Annotated in this window: 26 protein-coding genes and 1 other annotated feature; all 26 genes read left to right on the forward strand. The window is 46.5% G+C overall.

Annotated elements, in window-relative coordinates; translation table 11 throughout:
- Window positions 1-97: 97 nt before the first annotated feature.
- The 26 genes from rplK (at window position 98) to rpmC (ending at window position 24,676) form a co-directional block, all read left to right on the forward strand.
- The gene (gene rplK, locus DFP97_RS27840) at window positions 98-523 is read left to right on the forward strand and encodes a 50S ribosomal protein L11 (RefSeq protein ID WP_028609671.1); all 426 of its coding nucleotides are present in this window, start codon (window positions 98-100) and stop codon (window positions 521-523) included.
- A gap of 135 nt (window positions 524-658) precedes the next feature.
- On the forward strand, window positions 659-1,351 hold the full coding sequence (rplA, locus tag DFP97_RS27845; protein WP_114383948.1) for a 50S ribosomal protein L1: 693 nt from the start codon (window positions 659-661) through the stop codon (window positions 1,349-1,351).
- 11 nt (window positions 1,352-1,362) lie between these two features.
- Window positions 1,363-1,527: a sequence feature (ribosomal protein L10 leader region), on the forward strand.
- 56 nt (window positions 1,528-1,583) lie between these two features.
- Entirely contained in the window at window positions 1,584-2,081 is a 498-nt protein-coding gene (gene rplJ / locus DFP97_RS27850; protein ID WP_114383949.1) for a 50S ribosomal protein L10, read from the forward strand.
- Between the two features lie 89 nt (window positions 2,082-2,170).
- Window positions 2,171-2,530: a 50S ribosomal protein L7/L12 gene (gene rplL, locus DFP97_RS27855; protein ID WP_114383950.1), complete on the forward strand. Its 360-nt coding sequence runs from the start codon at window positions 2,171-2,173 to the stop codon at window positions 2,528-2,530.
- Window positions 2,531-2,655: 125 nt separating this feature from the next.
- Complete coding sequence (locus DFP97_RS27860; RefSeq protein WP_181873705.1) at window positions 2,656-3,255, forward strand: class I SAM-dependent methyltransferase; 600 nt, start codon at window positions 2,656-2,658, stop codon at window positions 3,253-3,255.
- Between the two features lie 385 nt (window positions 3,256-3,640).
- Complete coding sequence (gene rpoB, locus DFP97_RS27865; RefSeq protein ID WP_114383952.1) at window positions 3,641-7,186, forward strand: DNA-directed RNA polymerase subunit beta; 3,546 nt, start codon at window positions 3,641-3,643, stop codon at window positions 7,184-7,186.
- 91 nt (window positions 7,187-7,277) lie between these two features.
- Window positions 7,278-10,904, forward strand: a complete 3,627-nt coding sequence (gene rpoC / locus DFP97_RS27870) for a DNA-directed RNA polymerase subunit beta' (RefSeq protein WP_114383953.1) — start codon at window positions 7,278-7,280, stop codon at window positions 10,902-10,904.
- Window positions 10,905-11,151: 247 nt separating this feature from the next.
- Window positions 11,152-11,379, forward strand: coding sequence for a ribosomal L7Ae/L30e/S12e/Gadd45 family protein (locus DFP97_RS27875; protein WP_114383954.1), 228 nt, complete (start codon window positions 11,152-11,154; stop codon window positions 11,377-11,379).
- Window positions 11,380-11,534: 155 nt separating this feature from the next.
- Window positions 11,535-11,954 carry a 30S ribosomal protein S12 gene (rpsL, locus tag DFP97_RS27880; RefSeq protein WP_114383955.1) on the forward strand — a complete coding sequence of 140 codons (420 nt, stop codon included), beginning with the start codon at window positions 11,535-11,537 and terminating at the stop codon, window positions 11,952-11,954.
- 69 nt (window positions 11,955-12,023) lie between these two features.
- Complete coding sequence (gene rpsG, locus DFP97_RS27885; RefSeq protein WP_028609662.1) at window positions 12,024-12,494, forward strand: 30S ribosomal protein S7; 471 nt, start codon at window positions 12,024-12,026, stop codon at window positions 12,492-12,494.
- A gap of 29 nt (window positions 12,495-12,523) precedes the next feature.
- Window positions 12,524-14,599, forward strand: coding sequence for an elongation factor G (gene fusA, locus DFP97_RS27890; protein ID WP_114383956.1), 2,076 nt, complete (start codon window positions 12,524-12,526; stop codon window positions 14,597-14,599).
- A gap of 117 nt (window positions 14,600-14,716) precedes the next feature.
- A complete protein-coding gene (tuf, locus tag DFP97_RS27895; RefSeq protein ID WP_114383957.1) occupies window positions 14,717-15,907 on the forward strand; it encodes an elongation factor Tu in 1,191 nt (396 codons plus the stop codon).
- Between the two features lie 308 nt (window positions 15,908-16,215).
- Window positions 16,216-17,262: an ABC transporter substrate-binding protein gene (locus DFP97_RS27900; RefSeq protein ID WP_114383958.1), complete on the forward strand. Its 1,047-nt coding sequence runs from the start codon at window positions 16,216-16,218 to the stop codon at window positions 17,260-17,262.
- Between the two features lie 107 nt (window positions 17,263-17,369).
- Window positions 17,370-18,272 (forward strand): ABC transporter permease, encoded by a 903-nt coding sequence (locus DFP97_RS27905; RefSeq protein WP_114383992.1) that lies wholly within the window; start codon window positions 17,370-17,372, stop codon window positions 18,270-18,272.
- The gene (locus tag DFP97_RS27910; RefSeq protein ID WP_114383959.1) at window positions 18,272-19,066 is read left to right on the forward strand and encodes an ABC transporter ATP-binding protein; all 795 of its coding nucleotides are present in this window, start codon (window positions 18,272-18,274) and stop codon (window positions 19,064-19,066) included. Before DFP97_RS27905 ends, DFP97_RS27910 begins: the two co-directional genes overlap by 1 nt.
- 451 nt (window positions 19,067-19,517) lie before the next feature.
- On the forward strand, window positions 19,518-19,709 hold the full coding sequence (locus tag DFP97_RS27915; RefSeq protein WP_114383960.1) for a hypothetical protein: 192 nt from the start codon (window positions 19,518-19,520) through the stop codon (window positions 19,707-19,709).
- Window positions 19,710-19,881: 172 nt separating this feature from the next.
- Window positions 19,882-20,190 (forward strand): 30S ribosomal protein S10, encoded by a 309-nt coding sequence (rpsJ, locus tag DFP97_RS27920; RefSeq protein WP_017692074.1) that lies wholly within the window; start codon window positions 19,882-19,884, stop codon window positions 20,188-20,190.
- A gap of 41 nt (window positions 20,191-20,231) precedes the next feature.
- Window positions 20,232-20,855: a 50S ribosomal protein L3 gene (gene rplC, locus DFP97_RS27925; RefSeq protein WP_114383961.1), complete on the forward strand. Its 624-nt coding sequence runs from the start codon at window positions 20,232-20,234 to the stop codon at window positions 20,853-20,855.
- Between the two features lie 28 nt (window positions 20,856-20,883).
- Window positions 20,884-21,507 (forward strand): 50S ribosomal protein L4, encoded by a 624-nt coding sequence (rplD, locus tag DFP97_RS27930; RefSeq protein ID WP_114383962.1) that lies wholly within the window; start codon window positions 20,884-20,886, stop codon window positions 21,505-21,507.
- Window positions 21,507-21,800: a 50S ribosomal protein L23 gene (gene rplW, locus DFP97_RS27935; protein ID WP_114383963.1), complete on the forward strand. Its 294-nt coding sequence runs from the start codon at window positions 21,507-21,509 to the stop codon at window positions 21,798-21,800. Before rplD ends, rplW begins: the two co-directional genes overlap by 1 nt.
- 17 nt (window positions 21,801-21,817) lie before the next feature.
- On the forward strand, window positions 21,818-22,648 hold the full coding sequence (gene rplB / locus DFP97_RS27940) for a 50S ribosomal protein L2 (protein ID WP_114383964.1): 831 nt from the start codon (window positions 21,818-21,820) through the stop codon (window positions 22,646-22,648).
- Window positions 22,649-22,709: 61 nt separating this feature from the next.
- On the forward strand, window positions 22,710-22,991 hold the full coding sequence (gene rpsS / locus DFP97_RS27945) for a 30S ribosomal protein S19 (protein ID WP_114383965.1): 282 nt from the start codon (window positions 22,710-22,712) through the stop codon (window positions 22,989-22,991).
- 43 nt (window positions 22,992-23,034) lie between these two features.
- Window positions 23,035-23,370, forward strand: coding sequence for a 50S ribosomal protein L22 (gene rplV, locus DFP97_RS27950; RefSeq protein ID WP_114383966.1), 336 nt, complete (start codon window positions 23,035-23,037; stop codon window positions 23,368-23,370).
- Window positions 23,371-23,383: 13 nt separating this feature from the next.
- Entirely contained in the window at window positions 23,384-24,049 is a 666-nt protein-coding gene (gene rpsC / locus DFP97_RS27955) for a 30S ribosomal protein S3 (RefSeq protein WP_114383967.1), read from the forward strand.
- Between the two features lie 2 nt (window positions 24,050-24,051).
- A complete protein-coding gene (rplP, locus tag DFP97_RS27960) occupies window positions 24,052-24,486 on the forward strand; it encodes a 50S ribosomal protein L16 (protein WP_028609647.1) in 435 nt (144 codons plus the stop codon).
- On the forward strand, window positions 24,476-24,676 hold the full coding sequence (gene rpmC, locus DFP97_RS27965) for a 50S ribosomal protein L29 (RefSeq protein WP_114383968.1): 201 nt from the start codon (window positions 24,476-24,478) through the stop codon (window positions 24,674-24,676). The genes rplP and rpmC overlap by 11 nt, the downstream gene beginning before the upstream one ends.
- The last annotated feature ends 20 nt before the right edge of the window (window positions 24,677-24,696 follow it).

Consider the following 24,696-nt stretch of genomic DNA (forward strand, 5'->3'; position numbering starts at 1 on the left):
TTGGAGATCTCCGGCGAATGTTGTGTCGCGAGGTAGCAATACCCCCTTGGGTGGTATTCTGTCTACGCATGGATTACAGAGTAAGGAGGTTAGAATCATGGCAAAAAAGGTCATCAAGATGGTCAAATTGCAAGTTCCTGCAGGTAAAGCAAACCCGGCGCCGCCAATCGGTCCAGCACTAGGTCAAGCAGGCGTTAACATCATGGCGTTCTGTAAAGAATTTAACGCTCGTACCGCAGATCAAGCAGGCTTGATTATTCCAGTCGTTATTACAGTATTCGAAGACCGTTCCTTTACTTTCGAAACAAAAACGCCGCCGGCAGCAGTATTGCTTCGCGTCGCAGCTGGTATCGAAAAAGGTTCAGGCGAACCGAACAAGAAGAAGGTCGCTACTGTAAAACGTGACAAAGTTCGCGAAATCGCTGAGCAAAAAATGCCGGATCTAAACGCAGCTTCTGTTGAAGCGGCAATGCGTATGGTTGAAGGTACTGCTCGCAGCATGGGCGTAACTATTGTTGACTAATGTCGCTTCGTCCACTCGGGACGAACGTGCAGAGTATGCCGAAAGGCATCTCGCTTAGCAAAGTTTCGGCTTTGCAAGTGGGAGGATCATCCCTAGGAGGATTTTCCGCTACAACCACATAAGGAGGATAATACAATGGCTAAACACGGTAAAAAATATGTAGAAGCTGCTAAGCTGATTGACAGCGAAGCAACATACGAGCCTTTGGAAGCGATCGAGCTTGTTAAAAAGGCTGCGACGGCTAAGTTCGACGAGTCTGTTGAAGTAGCAGTTCGTTTGGGCGTTGACCCGCGTAAACAAGACCAAGCTGTTCGTGGCGTAGTTGTACTGCCACACGGTACTGGTAAAACTAAACGCGTTCTCGTTTTCGCAAAAGGCGAAAAAGTGAAAGAAGCGGAAGCTGCTGGTGCTGACTTTGTCGGCGATGCAGACATGATCAACAAAATCCAACAAGGCTGGTTCGAATTCGACGTTTGCGTAGCAACGCCGGACATGATGGCTGAGGTTGGTAAGCTTGGACGTATCCTCGGCGGTAAAGGCTTAATGCCTAACCCGAAAGCAGGAACAGTAACGTTTGACGTTGCTAAAGCCGTTCAAGAAATCAAAGCCGGTAAGATTGAATACCGTCTTGATAAAGCAGGTCAAATCCATGCTCCAATCGGAAAAGTATCGTTCGATGCTGAGAAGCTGAACGAGAACCTTAAAGCATTGGTAGACGCGCTGAACCGTGCAAAACCGGCTGCAGCAAAAGGGATTTACCTGAAAAACATCTCTGTTTCTTCGACAATGGGCCCTGGCGCTCGTGTAACGACTGCGGTTTACCGCTAAGAAACAGGACTAACATTCGAATACGCATACCGTAGACAGTAGGTGCCATTAGGCTTAATTTCCTACCGAGGTGTTATGATAAAACGTTTGTAAGCAATATTCGACCTTTTTGGTTGATGCGCGATAACGACATCATGGCCTTCGCATTGTCTGCGAAGGCCTTTCTCATGCATCGAGGCGTGGAAAGCCCGTCGTATTAACGGAATGTATACTATTACGGGAGGTGTACAGTTTGGCTAACGCAAATATCATCCAAGAGAAACAAGAAGCAGTAGCGGTAATCGCTGCTAAAATCGCAGAAAGCTCCAGTACAGTTGTTGCTGACTATCGTGGATTGAACGTTGCGCAAGTAACTGAACTTCGGAAACAACTCCGCGAAGCAGGAATTGATTTTCAAGTTTTGAAAAACTCGCTCGTTCGCCGTGCAACTGAAGGTACGGATTATGTTGAATTGAACAACATTTTGACAGGTCCTACAGCAGTTGCATTCAGCAAAAACGACGCTGTTGCTGCAGCTAAAATTTTGAACGATTTTGCTAAGAAAAACGATGCTTTGAAGCTTAAAGGCGGTATCGTTGAAGGTAAAGTCGTAAGCATGGAAGAAGTTAAAGCACTTGCGGAACTTCCGTCCCGCGAAGGTTTGCTTTCAATGCTCCTCAGCGTATTGCAAGCTCCAATGCGCAACTTCGCGCTTGCAGTTAAAGCAGTCGGTGAGAAACAAGAAGCTTAATAACCAACACTATTGTGTTGACCCGGTGAGGCTAAGGCCAGCCATATAATCAAACCAAAAAAATAAACCCAACTTTCGGAGGTATAACCATGTCTAAAGAGCAAATCTTAGAAGCCATTAAAGTTATGACCGTTCTTGAACTGAACGATCTTGTAAAAGCAATCGAAGAAGAATTCGGCGTAACAGCTGCAGCTCCAGTTGCAGCAGGCGGCGCAGCAGTAGCTGTAGAAGCTGAGCAAACTGAATTCGACGTAATCCTTAACAACGCTGGCGCTTCCAAAATCAACGTAATCAAAGTTGTTCGCGAAATCACAGGTCTTGGCCTGAAAGAAGCGAAAGACTTGGTTGACAGCGCTCCTAAAGCAATCAAAGAAAAAATTGCTAAAGAAGAAGCTGAAGCTATCCAAGCTAAACTTGCTGAAGCTGGCGCTTCCGTAGAAGTTAAGTAATATTTCTTCAATAAAATATAGCTGATCATGAGTGCATATTATGATTCGGCTGATGAGCCCCTTGAACCGTCAGGTTTCAAGGGGTTCGTTGTATGTTTAGTTAAAATAGCAGGAGGGAATGGATTGTGTCGAATCATTATTACTCCCAGAGCCCGGATGTAAAGCACAACCGTCACGTTCACGAAGTTACTCTGCGTGGCTTTTCATTCCGGCTAGTGACGGATGCTGGCGTTTTTTCGAAGTCGGGTGTCGATTATGGGAGTCGGGTTTTAATAGATGCTTTAGAACTAGAATCTAATGCAAAGGTTCTTGATGTTGGCTGCGGCTATGGCCCAATCGGCTTAACGGCTGCTAAGCTTGCGCCGCAAGGGCAAGTGACGATGATCGATATTAATGAACGCGCAGTAGAGCTTTCCAGGGAAAATGCACAGCTGAACGGGATCTCTAACGTGCTTGTTTTGCAGAGTGATCTCTATGAAGCAGTCAAGTCAATGAGCTTTAATGCGATAATTACAAATCCGCCAATTCGCGCAGGAAAATCGGTTGTCCATCAAATTTTTGAAGAGGGCTATCAATTGCTTGAGCAGGGCGGTAGTATGTGGGTAGTCATTCAGAAGAAGCAAGGAGCGCCTTCTGCCGAAGCGAAGCTTGAAGAACTGTTTGGAGAAGTAGAAGAAGTGACAAAGGATAAGGGCTACCGGATTTTTCGGGCTGTAAAAGGCTAGTGAATTAGCTCAAAAGATGTTTTGAAAATTTCTTTGAAAATGGAGTTAAATTTATTGACTTGACTTTTTAGATATGGTAATATTATAAAATGTCAGCATTAAATTGGGCTCAATCTCTTTAGTTAACTAAAATGTCAAGTGTGATTTTAGAGCGCGGAATGCATAAAATAAACATATTTGACGTATAATGTTTACGTTTTGGGCAAAATTACATGATATGAGACTGTCGCGTCCGCGCTGCGATTCGTTAACTGCCGGAACATGCTCTTTCATCGAACTATTCGATAAGGGCTTTTCTTTATTTGACTATATAGGCGGCTGGTTCCGTCTATGGTGACGCAGTAAGTATCGATGCTGTGATACAGACATGAGGGGTGAGGTTAAGTTGGCAGGACAACTTGTTCAGTATGGTCGGCGCGCGCGCAGAAGCTACGCCAGGATCAACGAGGTGCTGGAAGTCCCGAACCTGATTGAAATCCAACAAAAATCGTATGAGAAGTTTTTGGAAAGCGACTTAATTGAGTTGTTCCAAGACATTTCTCCGATTTCGGACTTTACGGGCAATCTATCGCTTGAGTTTATCGACTATAGCTTGGGCGAACCGAAATATTCGGTCGATGAATCAAAAGAGCGCGACGTGACGTATGCAGCTCCTTTACGCGTTAAGGTACGACTTTTTAATAAGGAGACCGGCGAAGTAAAGGAACAAGAAGTGTTCATGGGTGATTTCCCGCTTATGACAGAGACGGGCACGTTTATCATTAACGGGGCCGAGCGTGTCATAGTCAGCCAATTGGTTCGATCCCCGAGTGTGTACTTCAGCACGAAGGTCGATAAGAACGGGAAGAAGAACTACACGGCGACGGTTATTCCTAACCGTGGGGCTTGGCTGGAACTTGAAACAGATGCCAAAGACATTATTTACGTTCGTATTGACCGGACCCGGAAAATACCGGTAACGGTGCTTTTGCGTTCGCTTGGATTTGGTACAGACGCAGAAATCCTGGATCTACTTGGCCATGATGAGTACATTCGCAATACGTTAGACAAGGATAATACGGATTCGACCGAGAAAGCGCTGATTGAGATTTATGAGCGTCTTCGTCCGGGCGAGCCGCCAACTCTGGATAATGCGAAGAGCTTGCTGGTAGCTCGTTTCTTTGATCCAAAACGATATGATTTGGCCAATGTAGGCCGTTACAAAATAAACAAGAAGCTTCATATCAAGAACCGTTTGTTTAATCAACGACTTGCGGAAAATCTTGTTGATCCGGCTACTGGTGAGATTATTGCCGAATCCGGACAAATGATTGACCGCCGCTTGCTTGATGAAATTCTTGATAAGCTTGAGAAAGACGTAGGATTCAAAACGTATCATGTCGCTAATGGCGTTTTGGATGCTGATAGTATTCCACTACAAGCAATTAGCGTATTCTCGCCATACGATGAAAGCAAAGTTATTAAAGTCATTGCTAATGGGGTTATTGATAAATCCGTTAAGCATATTACGCCTGCGGACATCATTTCTTCCATTAACTACTTCATTAACTTGCTGCATGGTGTAGGCAGCACGGATGATATTGATCACTTGGGTAACCGTCGTCTACGTTCTGTAGGCGAGCTGCTTCAAAATCAATTCCGAATCGGTTTGTCTCGTATGGAGCGCGTTGTACGCGAAAGAATGTCCATACAAGACGCTAATGCCATTACGCCGCAAGCGTTAATTAACATTCGGCCGGTTATTGCTTCGATAAAAGAGTTCTTCGGCTCCTCACAGCTCTCCCAGTTCATGGACCAGACGAATCCGCTTGCTGAGCTGACGCATAAGCGTCGTTTATCTGCACTCGGACCCGGCGGTTTGACTCGGGAACGCGCGGGCTTTGAGGTTCGAGACGTCCATCACTCCCACTATGGGCGGATGTGTCCGATTGAGACGCCAGAGGGACCGAACATCGGTTTGATCAATTCCTTGTCCTCTTTCGCCCGTATTAACGAATATGGCTTCATTGAAGCGCCTTATCGTTGGGTTGATCCGAAGACAGGGGTCGTTACAGCTCAAATTGCATATTTGACGGCTGATGAAGAAGATAACTACGTTATCGCACAAGCGAATGCGAAGTTGAATCCGGACAATACCTTTACAGAGACTAATACCATTGTCCGTTACAATAAACAAGCCGATAACATTTTGACAATGCCTAGCGAGCGCGTTGACTACATGGACGTATCGCCTAAGCAGGTCGTATCGGTTGCGACTGCATTGATTCCGTTCCTGGAAAATGATGACTCCAACCGTGCCCTCATGGGATCGAACATGCAACGTCAAGCTGTTCCGCTTCTTATTCCAAAATCACCGCTTGTCGGTACGGGAATGGAGCATAAGGCAGCGAAAGATTCCGGCGTATGTATCGTTGCCAAATATGACGGTGTCATCGAACGTGCTTCCGCTAATGAAATTTGGCTTCGCCGCGTCGAGCAAATCGACGGCAAGCCGGTTACCGGTGACTTGGTAAAACATAAGCTGCACAAGTTTATGCGTTCCAACCAAGGAACATGCATTAACCAACGTCCGCTTGTCCGCAAGGGCGACGTAATTAAGAAAGGCGATATTCTAGCTGACGGACCTTCCACAGAAATGGGCGAATTGGCCCTTGGACGCAACGTTGTCGTTGCCTTCATGACGTGGGAAGGCTACAACTATGAGGATGCCATTCTGCTAAGCGAGAAGCTTGTGAAAGAGGATGTTTACACATCCATTCACATTGAAGAATATGAATCCGAAGCTCGTGATACGAAGCTGGGACCGGAAGAAATTACACGCGACATTCCGAACGTCGGCGAAGAGGCTCTTCGCAACCTTGATGAGCGCGGAATCATTCGTGTCGGTGCTGAAATTGGTGCTGGCGACATTCTCGTAGGTAAAGTGACGCCTAAAGGTGTTACTGAGCTTACAGCTGAAGAAAGATTGCTCCACGCAATCTTCGGTGAGAAGGCTCGTGAAGTTCGCGACACATCGCTTCGCGTACCGCACGGTACTGACGGTATCGTAGTTGACGTTAAAGTGTTTACGCGTGAGAACGGCGACGAATTGCCGCCTGGCGTTAACCAATTGGTACGTGCCTACATCGCTCAAAAACGGAAAATTTCCGAAGGCGACAAAATGGCCGGACGTCATGGTAACAAAGGGGTTATCGCCCGTATCATGCCTGAAGAAGATATGCCGTTCCTACCGGACGGCACACCTGTCGAAGTTGTTCTCAACCCGCTCGGCGTACCGTCGCGGATGAACATCGGTCAGGCGCTTGAGGTTCACTTAGGTATGGCTTGTAAGCATCTCGGCATTCACGCCGCTACACCTGTTTTTGACGGCGCGCGCGAGAATGACGTTTTCGATACGATGGAAGAAGCAGGCATGCAGCGTAACGGTAAAACCGTTCTGTATGACGGCCGGACAGGTGAGAATTTCGAGCGTGAAGTAACGGTTGGTGTCATGTACATGATCAAACTGGCACACATGGTCGACGATAAAATCCATGCCCGTTCCACTGGACCATACTCGCTCGTAACGCAGCAGCCACTGGGCGGTAAAGCGCAGTTCGGCGGTCAGCGTTTCGGGGAGATGGAGGTATGGGCGCTTGAAGCATATGGCGCCGCGTACACGCTGCAAGAAATTTTGACAGTCAAATCCGATGACGTTGTCGGTCGTGTGAAAACGTACGAGTCGATCGTCAAAGGCGAGAACGTTCCAGAACCGGGCGTTCCGGAATCGTTCAAGGTTTTGATCAAAGAGCTTCAAAGCTTAGGTATGGACGTTAAGATCCTATCCGAGAACGAAGAAGAGATCGAAATGAAAGAAATGGACGATGAGGATGAGGCTACTGGCGATAAGCTTAACCTTAACCTGGAAGGTGCCGAAGCAGGCGCAGAATAACTAAGATGATGGATTCCGTCTATGGTCACGCGCCCTGACGGAATCCAGCTATTAGAAGACACAGTCATACATGACGGAGGAGGGTTGCTCCTTGTTGGACGTGAACAACTTCGAGTATATGAAAATCGGTCTGGCTTCGCCGGATAAAATTCGCTCGTGGTCCCGCGGAGAAGTTAAGAAACCGGAGACGATCAACTATAGGACCTTAAAACCGGAGAAGGAAGGACTCTTCTGCGAGAAAATTTTTGGACCTACGAAAGACTGGGAATGTCATTGCGGTAAATACAAGCGTGTTCGTTACAAAGGCGTTGTTTGTGACCGCTGTGGCGTTGAAGTAACTCGCGCGAAGGTTCGCCGTGAGCGTATGGGTCACATTGAGCTTGCTGCTCCAGTTTCTCATATTTGGTACTTTAAAGGAATTCCAAGCCGTATGGGTCTTGCGCTGGATATGTCGCCTCGCTCGCTTGAGGAGATTATCTATTTTGCATCGTATGTTGTTACGGATCCAGGTGATACGCCGCTTGAGAAAAAACAGCTTCTGTCCGAGAAGGAATACCGCAGCTATCGCGAGAAATACGGCTATGGTTTCCAAGCCGGTATGGGCGCCGAAGCGGTTAAGAAGCTTTTGCAGGATATCGACGTAGAAAAAGAGCTGGAACAATTGAAGGAAGAGCTGCGCACTGCCCAAGGGCAACGGCGCAACCGTGCCATCAAGCGCTTGGAAGTTGTTGAAGCATTCCGTAATTCCGGCAATGAGCCTGAATGGATGATTCTAGACGTGCTTCCGGTAATACCTCCAGAGCTTCGTCCGATGGTACAGCTTGACGGCGGTCGTTTTGCAACGTCTGACCTCAACGATCTGTATCGTCGTGTAATAAACCGTAACAACCGTCTGAAGCGTTTGCTCGATCTTGGAGCGCCGGACATTATCGTACAGAACGAAAAACGGATGCTTCAGGAAGCTGTTGATGCCTTGATCGACAACGGTCGCCGCGGTCGTCCAGTTACGGGTCCGGGTAACCGTCCACTGAAATCTCTCAGCCACATGCTGAAAGGTAAACAAGGACGTTTCCGTCAAAACTTGCTCGGTAAACGGGTTGACTACTCTGGTCGTTCCGTTATCGTAGTAGGTCCGAACTTGAAAATGTTCCAGTGCGGTCTTCCGAAGGAAATGGCGCTTGAGCTATTCAAACCGTTCGTAATGAAAGAACTCGTCAACAAAGGTTTGGCTCATAACATTAAGAGCGCAAAGCGTAAAGTTGAACGGGTGAGCCCAGAGGTTTGGGACGTGCTTGAGGAAGTAATCAAGGAACATCCGGTTCTTCTTAACCGTGCCCCGACGCTTCACCGTCTTGGTATTCAAGCATTTGAACCTATTCTCGTAGAAGGTCGCGCTATTAAGCTTCATCCGCTCGTATGTACAGCGTACAACGCTGACTTCGACGGTGACCAAATGGCGGTTCACGTACCATTGTCTGCCGAAGCTCAAGCAGAAGCTCGTTTGCTTATGCTTGCATCGGGTAACATTTTGAACCCGAAGGACGGTAAACCGGTCGTTACTCCTTCACAGGATATGGTTCTCGGAAGCTTCTACTTAACGATGGATAACAAGGAATCAAAAGGCAGCGGTTCTGTATTCGGCACCGTTAACGAAGCGATTTCTGCTTATCAGCGTGGTATAGTTTCTTTGCATGCGAGAATATTAATTCCGGTTCGCGTTCTGAAGAAAAAGAATTTCACCGAGCAGCAGCAGAAGTCGTTGCTTGTTACTACTGTTGGTAAAGTAATCTTCAATGAAATTTTCCCTGAAGATTTCCCTTACATCAACGAAGCGACGAAGACGAACCTGCTGCATGGTACACCAGATAAATATTTTGTTTACGAAAAAGGCGCAGATCTTCCGAAGTTTTGGAATGCAATCGATACGCCGGGTGCGGTAGGTAAGGATTATCTCGCATTAATTATTGCCGAGTGCTTCCGTCAATACCACACGACGCTTACAGCGGTTATTCTTGACCGCATTAAGCAGCTTGGTTTCACTTATTCGACTAAGGCAGGTATTACGATCGGCGTATCCGACGTTATTATTCCGCCGGAGAAAGTGGAGATCATGCAGAGATCGGATGAGAAGGTCGCTACCGTTATGAATCAATACCGTCGCGGTTTGATTACGAACGAAGAGCGTTATGACCGGATCATCAGCATTTGGAGTAAGTGTAAAGACGAAATCACCGATGTTCTTATGAAGTCGATGGATCGTTACAACAACATCATGCTCATGGTGGACTCCAAAGCACGGGGTAACAAATCCCAAATTACGCAGCTCGGCGGTATGCGTGGTCTAATGGCCAACCCTTCTGGACGCATTATCGAGTTGCCAATCAAATCGAACTTCCGTGAAGGCCTTACGGTCCTCGAGTACTTTATCTCGACGCACGGTGCTCGTAAAGGTTTGGCGGATACAGCACTTCGTACAGCTGACTCGGGTTACTTGACTCGCCGTCTCGTTGACGTTGCACAGGACGTTATCGTCCGCGAGGACGATTGCGGCACCGACAAAGGCTTTGCGGTTAGCAAAATTCAAGACGGTAAAGAGGTTATCGAAGATCTTTATGACCGTATTGAAGGTCGCTATGCATTTGAAACGGTTCGTCATCCGAAAACCGGAGAGGTTATCGTTAATCGCAGCGAATTAATCGATTCGAACAAAGCTGACGCGATTATCGATGCGGGTGTCGAAAAGCTGCAAATTCGTTCCGTACTGAGCTGCCGCGCCCGTCATGGCGTATGTAAAATCTGTTACGGTCGTAACCTAGCGACTGGCAAGCATGTTGAGATTGGTGAAGCGGTTGGTATTATCGCAGCGCAATCGATCGGTGAGCCGGGAACACAGCTGACAATGCGTACGTTCCATACGGGCGGCGTTGCCGGCGATGACATCACACAAGGTTTGCCGCGTATTCAAGAGTTGTTTGAGGCGCGTAATCCGAAAGGTCAAGCGATCATTTCCGAGCTTGACGGTGTCATCAAAGAAATCCGTGAGGCGAAGGACCGTCGCGAAATCGAGGTTCAAGGCGAAGCGGAATCGAAAGTGTACGCCGTTACTTACGGATCGCGTATTCGCGTAACGCAAGGGCAACAAATCGAGGCCGGCGATGAGCTGACTGACGGTTCGATTGACCCTAAAGATATGCTGCGCATCAAAGGTATCCGCGGCGTTCAAAACTATATTTTGCAAGAAGTACAGCGCGTTTACCGGAACCAAGGGGTAGAAATCAATGACAAGCACGTTGAAGTCATGATCAAACAAATGCTCCGTAAAATCCGTATCGTAGACGCAGGCGGTACAACTCTTCTGCCAGGCGCTTTTGTTGACATTCATGAATATGAAGCGCAAAACCGTGAAGCGATTTTTGCAGGTGAAGAGCCAGCCGTTGCAAAACCAGTATTGCTCGGTATTACGAAAGCGTCGCTTGAGACGGATTCGTTCTTGTCGGCGGCTTCCTTCCAAGAAACAACACGTGTATTAACTGATGCAGCTATCAAAGGCAAAGTTGACCAGTTGCTTGGACTCAAGGAAAATGTTATTATCGGTAAGCTGATTCCAGCGGGTACCGGTATGGCGCGTTACCGTAATATTCGTTTTGCTGGAATGGAAGATGAAGTGACCGAATTGGCGAATTTTGAAGCAGTATCGGAAGCTGTAGTGGTCGAATAGACCTCACTGGTCCTTAACGATTACTTCAAACCAATACGAGTATACAGCGAAAGAGCGACACATCATTCGCCTCGATAAGAAGCGCTTGGTGACCGCTCTTTCGCATGTTATTGGAAAACTGCTCCTTAGCCAAACATTTGCAGATGAATATCTTTAAAGTTTCTTGACACGAGCACAGTGTAGGTGATAATATATCGAAGTGTGCCTAGTTGTGTGATCGCTGTAAGAAAGAATTGAAGGTGATTTCATGCAATTTAAAGTCGGCGCGAAGCAGACGATAAAGATGCTCGAGCAGAATAGAGCCATTGAAGTCTACGTTGCACGAGATGCAGATCCGAAGATGAAAGAGAAGATTGTTCATCTATGTGAGCGGACGGGAGTTCCATATAAATGGATCGATACGATGGAAGACCTCGGGGAAACCTGCGGCATCGATATCGGGGCCGCAATGGCAGCGCTCGTACCTGAAGAATAACGCAATGACCGTTTTTGTTAGTTGATTATTTATCGATGATTAACTGGCGAGAACTTTTGTTTGTTCTTTTATGAACCGCCTGGATCTGTGGGCTTAATTTTAGGTAAAATGTCTACCATATTAAAGACATGAACATAGGGGAAGGGGGTGGCAACATGCCAACAATTAACCAGCTGGTCCGTAAAGGACGTCAAGCGAAAGTAGTTAAATCGAAATCGCCAGCATTGCAAAAAGGTTTCAACGCTCTGAAACGTGAAGCTACAAACATCAGCGCTCCTCAAAAACGCGGTGTGTGCACTCGTGTAGGTACAATGACTCCGAAGAAACCGAACTCCGCACTTCGTAAATATGCGCGTGTACGTTTAACGAACCGCGTAGAGGTTACAGCGTACATTCCGGGTATCGGACACAACCTGCAAGAGCACAGCGTAGTATTGATTCGTGGTGGACGGGTAAAAGACCTTCCAGGGGTACGTTATCATATCGTTCGCGGCGCACTTGATACTGCAGGCGTTAACAACCGGAACCAATCCCGTTCCAAATACGGAACGAAGCGTCCGAAGGTTAAAAAATAATAAGTATAACCCTATCGGGTTATCGAAATGCTAGAACAAACGACTATTAGAAGAAAGGGGGACTTTCTCATGCCACGCAAAGGTCCTGTAACGAAACGCGATGTGCTTCCAGATCCGTTGTATAACAGCAAGCTGGTAACACGCCTAATCAACCGTATTATGCTTGACGGTAAAAGAGGCGTTGCACAAACTCTATTGTATGATGCATTCAAACTGATTCAAGAACGCACGGGTAAAGATCCGATGGAAGTGTTCGAAGCTGCTTTGAAAAATATTATGCCAGTTCTTGAGGTTAAAGCACGCCGTGTCGGCGGTGCAAACTATCAAGTGCCTATCGAAGTTAAACCAGAGCGCCGTACGGCACTTGGTCTCCGTTGGCTCGTGAACTACTCACGTAACCGCGGTGAGAAAACGATGGAAGAGCGTTTAGCTGCTGAAATTACAGATGCTTCCAATAATACTGGCGCAGCTGTTAAGAAGCGCGAAGATACTCACAAAATGGCTGAAGCAAACAAAGCGTTTGCTCACTACCGCTGGTAGAATCTTTACATTCGAGAGGAGACAATTTTATGGCAAGAGAGTTCTCCTTGAAAAATACGCGTAACATCGGGATTATGGCGCATATTGACGCTGGTAAAACCACAACTACTGAACGGATCTTGTTCTACACGGGCCGTACTCACAAAATCGGAGAGGTGCACGAAGGTGCAGCTACGATGGACTGGATGGAACAAGAACAAGAGCGCGGTATTACGATTACGTCTGCCGCGACTACCGCTCAATGGGATGGACACCGCATTAATATTATCGACACCCCGGGACACGTTGACTTCACAGTTGAAGTTGAACGTTCCCTGCGCGTATTGGACGGGGCCGTAGGCGTTTTCAGTGCGAAAGAGGGCGTTGAGCCACAGTCTGAAACTGTATGGCGTCAGGCTGACCGTTACGGCGTTCCGCGGATCGCATACATCAATAAGATGGACATCATTGGCGCAGACTTCATGAATGTTATCAAAGACATGCGTGAGCGTCTGCAAGCTAATGCTGTTGCGATCCAAATACCGATTGGCGCTGAAAGTGATTTCGTAGGCGTAATCGATATTGTTGAACGCGTAGCATATAAGTACAAAGATGATCTCGGTAAAGATCCTGAGAAAATCGAAATTCCTTCGGAGTACGGCGACCAAGTCGAAGAACTACGTACGGAATTGATTGAGAAAGTTGCCGAGCTGGACGAAGATTTAACGATGAAATATCTGGAAGGCGAAGAAATCACAATTCCAGAAATCAAAGCTGCGCTCCGTAAGGGCGTTTGCGAAGTTAAAATCTTCCCGGTTATCGTTGGCTCCTCATACCGCAACAAAGGTGTTCAAATGATGTTGGATGCTGTTGTTGACTACCTTCCATCCCCACTCGACGTTCCTGCTATCAAAGGTACGCTTGAAGACGGAGAAGAAGGCGTACGTCATTCATCAGATGAAGAGCCGTTCGCGGCACTTGCATTCAAAATCATGACTGACCCTTATGTTGGTAAATTGACGTTCTTCCGAGTGTATTCCGGCGTTCTAAAATCCGGTTCGTACGTTCTTAATGCAACTAAGAACAAACGTGAGCGGATTGGACGGATTCTCCAAATGCACGCGAACAGCCGTCAAGAGATTTCCGAAGTTTATTCCGGCGATATCGCTGCTGCAGTCGGTCTTAAAGATACGATTACGGGCGACACGCTTTGCGATGAGAAGAACGCTATCGTTCTCGAGTCGATGAACTTCCCGGAACCAGTAATCTCGGTTGCTATCGAACCAAAAACGAAAGCTGACCAAGATAAACTAGGTATCGCGATCTCCAAGCTAGCTGAAGAAGATCCTACTTTCCGCGCACATACGGATGAGGAAACAAACCAAACGATTATTTCCGGTATGGGTGAGCTTCACCTTGAGATTCTCGTTGACCGTATGTTCCGCGAATTCAAAGTTGAGACAAACGTTGGTAAACCGCAAGTTGCTTACCGTGAAACGTTCCGTCAAGCTGCGAAGGTTGAAGGTAAGTTCGTTCGTCAGTCCGGTGGTAAAGGTCAATTCGGTCATTGCTGGGTTGAGTTTTCACCACTTGAACCAGGTACAGGCTTTATATTCGAAAACAAAACGGTTGGTGGATCAATTCCTCGTGAATTTATCGCTCCTATCCAAGCTGGTATTGAAGAGTCGATGAAGAACGGTGTAGTAGCCGGCTTCCCGCTCGTTGATGTCAAAGCCGTTGTTGTTGACGGATCTTACCATGATGTTGACTCCTCAGAAATGGCGTTTAAAATTGCAGGATCTATGGCGCTTAAAGCTGCTAAAGAAAAATGTAAGCCAGTTTTGCTCGAGCCAATCATGAAAGTAGAAGTTACTGTTCCTGAAGAGTACATGGGCGACGTTATGGGTATGCTTAACTCCCGTCGTGGTCGTATTGAAGGTATGGATACTCGCGCAGGCGCGCAAATTATCCGTGCTAAGGTACCTCTCTCCGAGATGTTTGGTTATTCCACAACACTTCGTTCCGGTACACAAGGACGTGGCGTATTCTCCATGGAGCTTTCTCACTATGAAGAAGTTCCAAAATCGATCTCTGAAGAGATCATTGCTAAGCACAAAGGCGAGTAATCGTTTTTGGCGAGGCGCTAAAAATATGCTTTTGGCCGTCACCTAAGTTTGCTTGCAAACCAGATGCCGGCCCCACACATAAAAAAATTCATGTTATATTGAGGAGGCTCAAGTTCAATGGCTAAGGCTAAATTTGAACGTAACAAACCGCACGTTAATATCGGTACTATCGGTCACGTCGACCACGGTAAAACGACTTTGACAGCAGCTATCACAACTGTACTTTCCAAAAAATACGGCGGTGCTGCAGTAGCATTCGACCAAATCGATAAAGCTCCAGAAGAGCGCGAGCGCGGTATCACGATCTCGACAGCTCACGTTGAGTATGAGACGCCTGCTCGTCACTACGCGCACGTTGACTGCCCAGGTCACGCCGACTATGTTAAAAACATGATCACTGGTGCTGCTCAAATGGACGGAGCTATTCTTGTAGTATCCGCTTCTGACGGCCCTATGCCACAAACGCGTGAGCACATCCTGCTCTCCAAACAAGTAGGCGTTCCTTACATCGTCGTATTCTTGAATAAATGCGACATGGTTGATGACGAAGAGCTTCTTGAATTGGTAGAAATGGAAGTTCGTGACCTTCTGTCCGAGTATGAGTTCCCAGGCGATGACACTCCGATCATTCGTGGTGCAGCTCGTGAAGCTCTTGCAAACCCAGACGGTCCTTGGGCTGACAAAATCATCGAGCTCTTCGAGCAAGTTGATACTTACATCCCAACTCCTGAGCGCGACACAGCTAAGCCTTTCCTTATGCCTGTCGAGGATGTATTCACAATCACTGGCCGTGGTACAGTTGCTACAGGTCGCGTAGAGCGTGGTATTATCAAAGTAGGCGACGAGGTCGAAATTATCGGTCTTGCTGAAGAATCCCGTAAATCCGTAGTAACTGGCGTTGAAATGTTCCGTAAATTGCTTGACTCCGCTCAAGCAGGGGACAACGTAGGCGCATTGCTTCGTGGTGTAGACCGCAGCAACATTGAGCGTGGACAAGTTTTGGCTAAACCGGGTTCGGTTAAACCACACACTAACTTCACTGCACAAATCTACGTTCTTACTAAAGAAGAGGGTGGCCGTCACAAGCCTTTCTTCACTGGATACCGTCCACAGTTCTACTTCCGTACAACTGACGTAACTGGTATCATCAACCTGCCAGAAGGCACTGAGATGGTTATGCCTGGCGACAACATCACTGTAACGGTTGAGCTTATCGCTCCAATCGCTGTCGAAGAGGGAACTCGTTTCTCCATTCGTGAAGGCGGCCGTACAGTAGGCGCAGGCGCAGTAGCAACTATCCAAAAATAATTGATGGCGGCTTTAGCCGCTATGAATATCGAGAGCCCTCACTTCGGTGGGGGCTTTCGTTTTTAAGATTGATTGCCCATTATGAGCACTTACTAATTTTTTACAAGGAACTAATGATTGACTGTAGACGTTCGGCCCATTTAATATTAGTGAATAGTAAAAAAGGTCGTCCTAGCTCGAAAAGAGTCAGTCATCAGCAGATAGTCATAGCCTTATTCACGAGGAAAAGATGTTGATTTGCTGTGCCCGATTTGTCACATATGAGCTTCAAGAGAAGGCGATGAATATCAGGAGAGGGGAATAAATTGATGAATAGAAAATTTTTGCTTAGCATTGCACTGGCATCAGTAATGGTTGTAACTGCGGCTTGTGGTGCTAACACAGGTAAGACTGGTACCGCAAGCGAAGGTAGTTCGGCCAATGCTGGGTATGAGGCTGAAAAATCGTATACGATTTCAATCTCGCAAATTGTTGAGCATCCGTCACTGGATGCAACGCGTGAGGGCTTCATTGCCGCGCTTAAAGATGCAGGTATTGAAGAAGGAAAAAATTTAACGATTGATTTTAACAATGCGCAGGGTGATGCTGCAAATGTCAAAACGATCTCGCAAAAAATTGCATCAGACAAAAGCGACCTGGCACTAGGTATCGCTACTGATACAGCTCAAAGCCTAGCTGAAGATGTAACAGAGAAACCTGTATTGTTTGCTGCGGTAACGGATCCAATCGATGCTGGTATTGTAACTCAGTTGGAAGCGCCAGGAGGCAATATAACGGGAGCATCCGATACAAACCCGGATGCGATCGTACAAACAATGGATTTTATTGCATCACAAATCCCTAACGTGAAAAATGTCGGTCTTATCATCGATGAAGGCGAAACAAATGCTGTTATTATGGCTGACGTTGCTGAAGAAGCACTCGCTAAGCATAATATTAAACTGGTAAAAGCTTCTGTTGCGAATTCCTCCGAAGTAAAGCAAGCTGCAGATTCTTTGATTGGCCGTGTTGATGCTATTTATATTACTCTCGATAATACGGTTGTAAGCGGTGTTGATGCGATTATTGAAGTTGCAAACAATAACGATATTCCTTTTTTCTCGGCTGACCGTGATACGGTAGAGAAGGGTGCATTTGCGGCTGTTGGCTTCAAATACTACGATCATGGCTATGAAGTTGGCCAGATGGCTGTAGAAATTTTGAAAAACGGCAAAAAACCTGGCGAGATGAATGTAACGGTTCCACAGAAGTTGGACTTTATTTTTAATATGAAAGCAGCTGCCGAACAAGGTATTACGGTTACTGATGAAATGAAAAAGTTTGTTAAGGATCAAGAAAACAACATCATCGAGTAGCTGCATAAGTGATCAGATTAATAACGAATAACAGATACATGGGGTGATCGGGCTACTGGTTCACCCCCTTGTTATGGTAAAGGAGGTATGTTATTTTGCTCGCATCAATGCAAGGAGCAGTGGAAAGCGGATTACTGTATGCGCTTATGGCACTTGGAGTTTATATTACGTTTCGTATCCTCGATTTTCCGGATTTAACGGTGGATGGCAGCTTTACGACCGGTGCGGCCATCGGTACGGTAATGACGGTTAGCGGCATTACACCCTGGATTGCCGTATTATGTGCCTTTATAGGTGGTGCGATCGCAGGTACATGTACAGGATTGCTTCATACGAAAGGGAAAATAAACGGACTATTATCAGGTATTATTATGATGATTGCTTTGTATTCGATTAACCTTCGTATTATGGGTAAGCCGAACGTATCATTAATGAGACAAGACAATTTATTTGATAACGTATCGACAATTGTTATCATGATTATTTTTGTTGTAGCAGTGAAGATTGTACTGGACTTGTTTTTCCGTACGGATCTCGGGTTAAGTCTGCGCGCCACCGGCGACAATTCACGAATGATTCGCAGCTTTGGTGCGAATACCGATATTACGACGATTTTTGGAATAGCTTTATCGAATGCGCTCGTTGCAACATCCGGTGCTTTGGTGGCACAGTACCAAAAGTACGCCGATAATAGTATGGGCATAGGCATGATTGTAATTGGCCTTGCTTCGGTTATTATAGGTGAAGCTATTTTTGGAGCACGCAGCATTTTTAGAGCAACTTTGGCCGTTATACTTGGATCGATTATTTATCGCATTATTTATGCGTTCGCTTTACGCGTGGAATGGTTAGAAGCATCCGATATGAAGCTGATTACTGCTGTGATCATTATTTTCGCTTTGGTTGTGCCTTCTTCGCGTCGATTGTGGAAGCAAAAAAATCTCGCTCGTAAACGTACGGCAGAAATGCTGGCATCCATTGATAAGAGCACAGTTGGAGGTGGACGCTGATGTTGGAAATTGCAAAAGTGTCCAAGCTGTTTAATCCGGGTACGGTGGATGAAAAAACGGCGCTCGTTGGTGCCAACCTGATCATGAAGCCAGGGGATTTCATAACGGTTATCGGAAGTAACGGCGCAGGTAAGTCTACGCTAATGAATATCATATCCGGAGTAATGAAGCCGGATGCGGGAGAAGTACGGATTGACGGACGCAATATTAGCCAATTGACCGAATATCAGCGAAGCCGCTGGATCGGTCGGGTTTTTCAAGATCCGATGGCAGGTACCGCTCCGCGCATGTCAATTGAGGAAAATTTGGCAATTGCATATGCACGCGGTAAGTCCCGCGGTTTTTCCTTCGGCGTAACGCGAGCAAAGCGTGCGATATTCAAGCAGGAGCTGCAGCGTCTGGGGATCGGTCTCGAAAACCGGCTTGGCGCCAAAGTCGGACTATTGTCAGGCGGGGAGCGTCAAGCGCTTAGCCTTCTTATGGCTACGTTCACCAGACCGCAAATTCTTCTGCTTGATGAGCATACTGCCGCGCTTGACCCGGCAAGAGCCGAGCTAATCACTACACTCACTGAGAGCATCGTTCGCGATATGAACTTGACGACGCTAATGGTCACACACAATATGGAGCAAGCGATTCGTCTTGGAAACCGTCTTATCATGATGGACAAAGGACGTATCATCCTCGATGTGCCAGAAGACCGGAAAAAAGATCTTACAGTAGAGCAGCTTCTCGGTGAGTTCGAACGGATAAGTGGTAAGAAGCTTGCTGACGATCGGATAGTGTTGGGGTAGTTTGATTCAGGAGCTGCACTGCGAGAAAAAGCGGGGTGCTTACGCCTGCATTGAAGCCGTGTTCCTTTAGATTAGGATTATATGGTTGGAACACGGCTTCAAAAGCAGGACGTAAACTCTTCAGCAGCCCGCTTTTCTATCCGTTCCGTCCAAATCAAACTATTTATATGTAACAAAAGAAACGCAACGTCCATTGGTCGTTGCGTTTCTTCTATGTAAAAGGGATATATAATCAACGAGCAATAATATTAACTCCATTAATGGTCGCTATTAATATGAACTGATTGTCAATGAGCAGATTAGCGGACATTGTTGGCGTTATTTGGCGGTGTCTTTATGCTTTGAAGCTGATTATAATCATATAGGGTCTATTAGTACCTCTATTTTGAGAAAGTGATTCTAAAGTTATTGAATAACGGACATAATGGGCCTTATGTGGATGAATAAGTAAATGAATAGCATTCTAGGTGCGTTTCTTCTATCAGCTGCAATCGAGCCGGAGAGTTTACGTGCTGCTCTTGAAACCGTGTTTTTTCCTTCTAATGGATTCATAGAAATCCCGGTTTCAAAGCATGCCGGAGGCCGATTGCAGCGCCGCGCAGCGATAATCCACCCCAATAAATCTCTTTTGAAACTCGCATAAATTTTATGTTGCATTTGCCTATTCAATTCGGTATAATATTGACTGTTGGTCTGACGTTGCGATGATGTGAGAGGTTGCCGACACACCCGGCCCCTTTGCCATGGGGCATGTGCCAGGGTTTTCTCACGGAGTATGTCCGATAATAAATTGGGCGATAGAAGGAGGGACTTATATGGCAAAGCAAAAGATTCGTATTCGCTTGAAAGCATACGATCACAGAATTCTTGATCAATCCGCAGAGAAAATCGTTGAAACTGCAAAACGTTCGGGTGCAGGCGTATCCGGGCCGATTCCGTTGCCAACGGAAAAGCAAATCATCACCATTCTCCGTGCGGTGCACAAGTACAAGGATTCACGGGAGCAATTCGAACAGCGCACTCATAAGCGTTTGATCGATATTGTAAACCCAACGCCGCAAACGGTTGATGCGTTGATGCGCCTGGATTTACCATCCGGTGTAGATATCGAAATCAAACTGTAATACCAGCATATGCGATCATAGAAAGGGAATGAGGTGTCAACATGAAAGGTATCTTAGGGAAAAAACTTGGTATGACTCAAGTGTTTACCGCTGAGGGTAACGTCGTTCCAGTAACGGTTATCGAAGCTGGTCCTTGTGTAGTCCTACAGAAGAAAGACCAAGAGAACGATGGCTATGAAGCCGTTCAATTCGGTTTCTCCGATAAGAAGGAAAAGAGATCGAACAAGCCAGAGGTCGGCCATGCTAAAAAAGCTGGAGCGACTCCTAAGCGCTACGTTCGTGAAATTCGCGGAATTAACTTGGCTGATTATGAAGTTGGCCAAGAAGTGAAAGCTGATCTTTTCACAGCAGGCGAATTCGTTGACGTAACAGGTATTTCTAAAGGTAAAGGCTTTGCCGGCGTAATTAAACGTTGGGGACAAAGCACTGGACCAATGTCTCACGGTTCCCGTTACCACCGCGGACCAGGTTCGATGGGTTCCATCCAAGCGAACCGCGTACCGAAGGGTAAACGCCTGCCAGGACATATGGGTAATGAAACTATCACTATCCAAAAGCTTGAAGTTATCCGTGTAGATTCAGAACGTAACGTTCTTCTAGTTAAAGGATCGATCCCAGGTCCGAAAAACGGATTCGTTAAAGTTAAACAAACAGTTAAGAACTAATTGCTCTTAAAGAAAGGAGGAACAAGAAATGCCTAAAGTAACAGTATTCAACGTGAGCGGCGCACAAGTTGGCGAAGTGGAATTGGCTGAATCGGTTTTCGGTATTCAACCTAATACTCACGTTTTGCACAGCGCTGTTCTACTTCAGCAAGCTGCTGAACGTCAAGGTACACACAAAACTAAAGGACGCTCTGAAGTACGCGGCGGCGGTCGTAAGCCTTGGAAACAAAAAGGTACTGGCCGTGCACGTCAAGGTAGCATTCGCTCCCCGCAGTGGGTTGGCGGCGGTACAGTATTCGGACCGACACCACGCACATACGGATTCAAGCTTCCTAAAAAAGTTCGTCGTCTTGCGATCAAATCCGCATTGTCTTCGAAAGTTATCGCGAGCGAAATTATCGTTCTTGATCAACTGACATTCGCGGCTCCTAAGACGAAAGAGTTCGCAGCGATCCTTAACAACCTTAATGCTAACCGTAAAGCGCTTGTCGTAACGGCTAACTATGAAGAAAACGTAGCATTATCTGCTCGTAACATTCCTGGTGTTAAATTCGTTGCAGCTGACGGCATTAATGTTCTGGATGTATTGGTACATGACAAACTCATCATTACCAAAGAAGCGGTAGAGAAAGTACAGGAGGTGCTTGCGTAATGAAAAATCCACGCGATATTATCAAGCGCCCGGTTATTACGGAACGTACGAGCGATTACATGGCTAACAAACGTTATGTGTTTGAAGTAGATCTTCGTGCGAACAAAACCGAAATCAAAGATGCAATTGAACAAATCTTCAAAGTAAAAGTAACCGGCGTTAACACGATGCGTGTAGCGGGTAAACCGAAACGTTATGGTAAACATAGCGGCTACAGACCGGATTGGAAAAAAGCGATCGTTCAACTGAGCGCTGACAGCAAAGAACTTGAATTCTTTGAAACGTCTGTTTAGAAAAGGAGGGAATCGAAGTGCCAATTAAAAAGTACAAACCGACATCTCCAGCTCGTCGTAACATGTCCGTCTCGACTTTCGAAGAGATCACGACAAGTACACCGGAGAAATCGTTGCTTGCTCCGCTTTTCAAAAAAGCTGGACGTAACAACCAAGGTAAAATTACGGTTCGTCACCACGGCGGCGGACACAAACGTAAATACCGTATTATCGACTTCAAACGTAACAAAGACGGTATCGTTGGTAATGTAGCGACGATCGAATATGATCCTAACCGTTCATCCAACATCGCTTTGATCCATTACGTTGATGGTGAGAAAGCATATATCATCGCTCCAAAAGGTTTGAAAGTCGGAGATCAAGTAACTTCTGGAGAAGGCTCTGATATTAAACCAGGTAACGCGTTGCCGCTTGTGAACATCCCAGTCGGTACAGTTATCCACAACATCGAGTTGAAACCAGGAAAAGGCGGACAATTAGTTCGTGCAGCTGGAACAAGCGCACAACTTCTTGGTAAAGAAGAAAACTACGTATCCGTACGTTTGTCTTCGGGCGAAGTTCGCCGCATTCTGAATACATGCCGTGCAACAATCGGTTCTGTTGGTAACGAGGATCACGAACTTGTGAAAATCGGTAAAGCTGGCCGTTCCCGTTGGCTTGGCAAACGTCCAGAAGTCCGCGGTGTCGTCATGAACCCTAACGATCACCCACACGGTGGTGGTGAAGGCCGCGCTCCAATCGGACGCAAGTCGCCTATGTCCCCATGGGGCAAACCGACTCTTGGATACAAAACTCGCAAGAAGAAAAAAGCATCGAGCCAATATATTATTCGTCGTCGCACGAAATAATAACCGCTTGATCCAAACCGCGTGATTCGAATATCACGCTCTCGTGAAGGGAGGAACTCAAATGGGTCGCAGTTTAAAGAAAGGGCCGTTTATTGACGGTTACCTGCTTAAAAAAGTCGAGGATTTGAACGAAGGCAATAAAAAGGTCGTTATCAAAACCTGGTCACGCCGCTCGACCATTTTCCCACAATTCATTGGTCACACGTTTGCAGTATATGACGGTCGCAAGCACGTACCGGTATATGTGACGGAAGATATGGTTGGACACAAACTCGGTGAATTCGCACCGACTCGTACGTACAAAGGCCATGCAGGCGAAGATAAAAAAACGGGCAGACGTTAATTTGCCCTTAAACATCTCTAAATGATCGAGAGGAGGTTCCTACATGCAAGAAGCTAAAGCGCACGCTAAATTCGTTCGTATTGCTCCTCGTAAAGCACAACTCGTTGCCGATTTGATTCGCGGCAAACAAGTTGGTGATGCAATCGCGATTTTGCGTCATACGCCGAAGTCCGCATCCCCAATTTTGGAGAAGCTGCTTAACTCTGCTATTGCTAACGCTGAGCATAACTACCAGCTGGACGTAAACAAATTAGTTATATCGCAAGCTTTCGTAAACCAAGGGCCGACGATGAAACGTTTCCGTCCTCGTGCAATGGGTCGCGCAAGCCGGATTAATAAAAGAACCAGCCACATCACCTTGGTGGTATCTGAAAAATAAGGAGGGATAACGTGTGGGTCAAAAGGTAAATCCAATCGGTTTTCGTATTGGCGTAATCCGTGACTGGGAATCCAAATGGTACGCTGGTAAAGACTTTGGCGATCTTCTTTTGGAAGACGTTAAAATTCGTGAATACCTGAAAAACAAGCTAAAAGACGCAGCAGTTTCCCATATCGAGATCGAACGTGCAGCTAATCGTGTGAACGTAACGATCCAAACCGCGAAACCGGGTATGGTTATCGGTAAAGGCGGTTCCGAAGTAGAAAACCTTCGTACTGAGCTTGGTAAAATCACTAAAGGTAAAAAAGTACACATCAACATTTCTGAAATCAAACATGCAGATCTTGACGCTATTCTTGTAGCTGAAAGCATCGCACAACAACTTGAGCGTCGTGTATCTTTCCGTCGCGCATTGAAGCAAGCAATTCAACGCTCCATGCGTTCGGGTGCTAAAGGGATTAAAACCGCAGTTAGCGGACGTCTCGGCGGCGCGGAAATCGCACGTTCGGAAGGCTACAGCGAAGGTACAGTTCCACTTCATACGCTGCGCGCAGATATTGACTACGGCACAGCAGAAGCACATACAACTTACGGCCGTATCGGCGTAAAAGTATGGATCTATCGCGGTGAAGTCCTTCCGACTAAGAAGAAAGCAGCTCCAGTGGAAGGAGGCAACTAATCATGTTGGTACCTAAACGTGTCAAACACCGCAAACAACAACGCGGTCATATGAAGGGTCGCGCTAAAGGCGGCACAACAGTAGCATTCGGTGAATTCGGTCTTCAAGCACTTGAACCATCATGGATTACGAACCGTCAGATTGAAGCGGCTCGTATCGCGATGACTCGTTACATCAAACGTGGCGGTAAAGTTTGGATCAAAATCTTCCCGGCTAAGCCAATTACTCAAAAGCCTCTTGAGGTTCGTATGGGTAGCGGTAAAGGTAACGTTGAGAAATGGGTAGCAGTTGTTAAACCAGGTAAAATCCTGTTTGAACTTGCTGGTGTTTCGGAAGAGACAGCTCGTGAAGCAATGCGCCTTGCAGCCCACAAACTGCCGATTAAAACGAAGTTTGTGAAACGCGAAGAAGTGGGTGGTGAAGCAAATGAAAGCTAGTGATATTCGCAACCTAACCTCTGCTGAGATTGAGCAACAAATCTCTGGTTTTAAAGAAGAGCTTTTCAACCTTCGTTTCCAATTGGCTACTGGCCAACTGGATAACCCGACTCGGATTCGTGACGTGCGTAAGGAAATAGCTCGTGCTAAAACCGTTTTGCGTGAAAGAGAACTCGGTATCAGCAGCTAGTAAATAACCTTACAATTTAG

This window comes from Paenibacillus prosopidis (genome assembly GCF_003337375.1).
Lineage (GTDB): Bacteria > Bacillota > Bacilli > Paenibacillales > Paenibacillaceae > Pristimantibacillus > Pristimantibacillus prosopidis.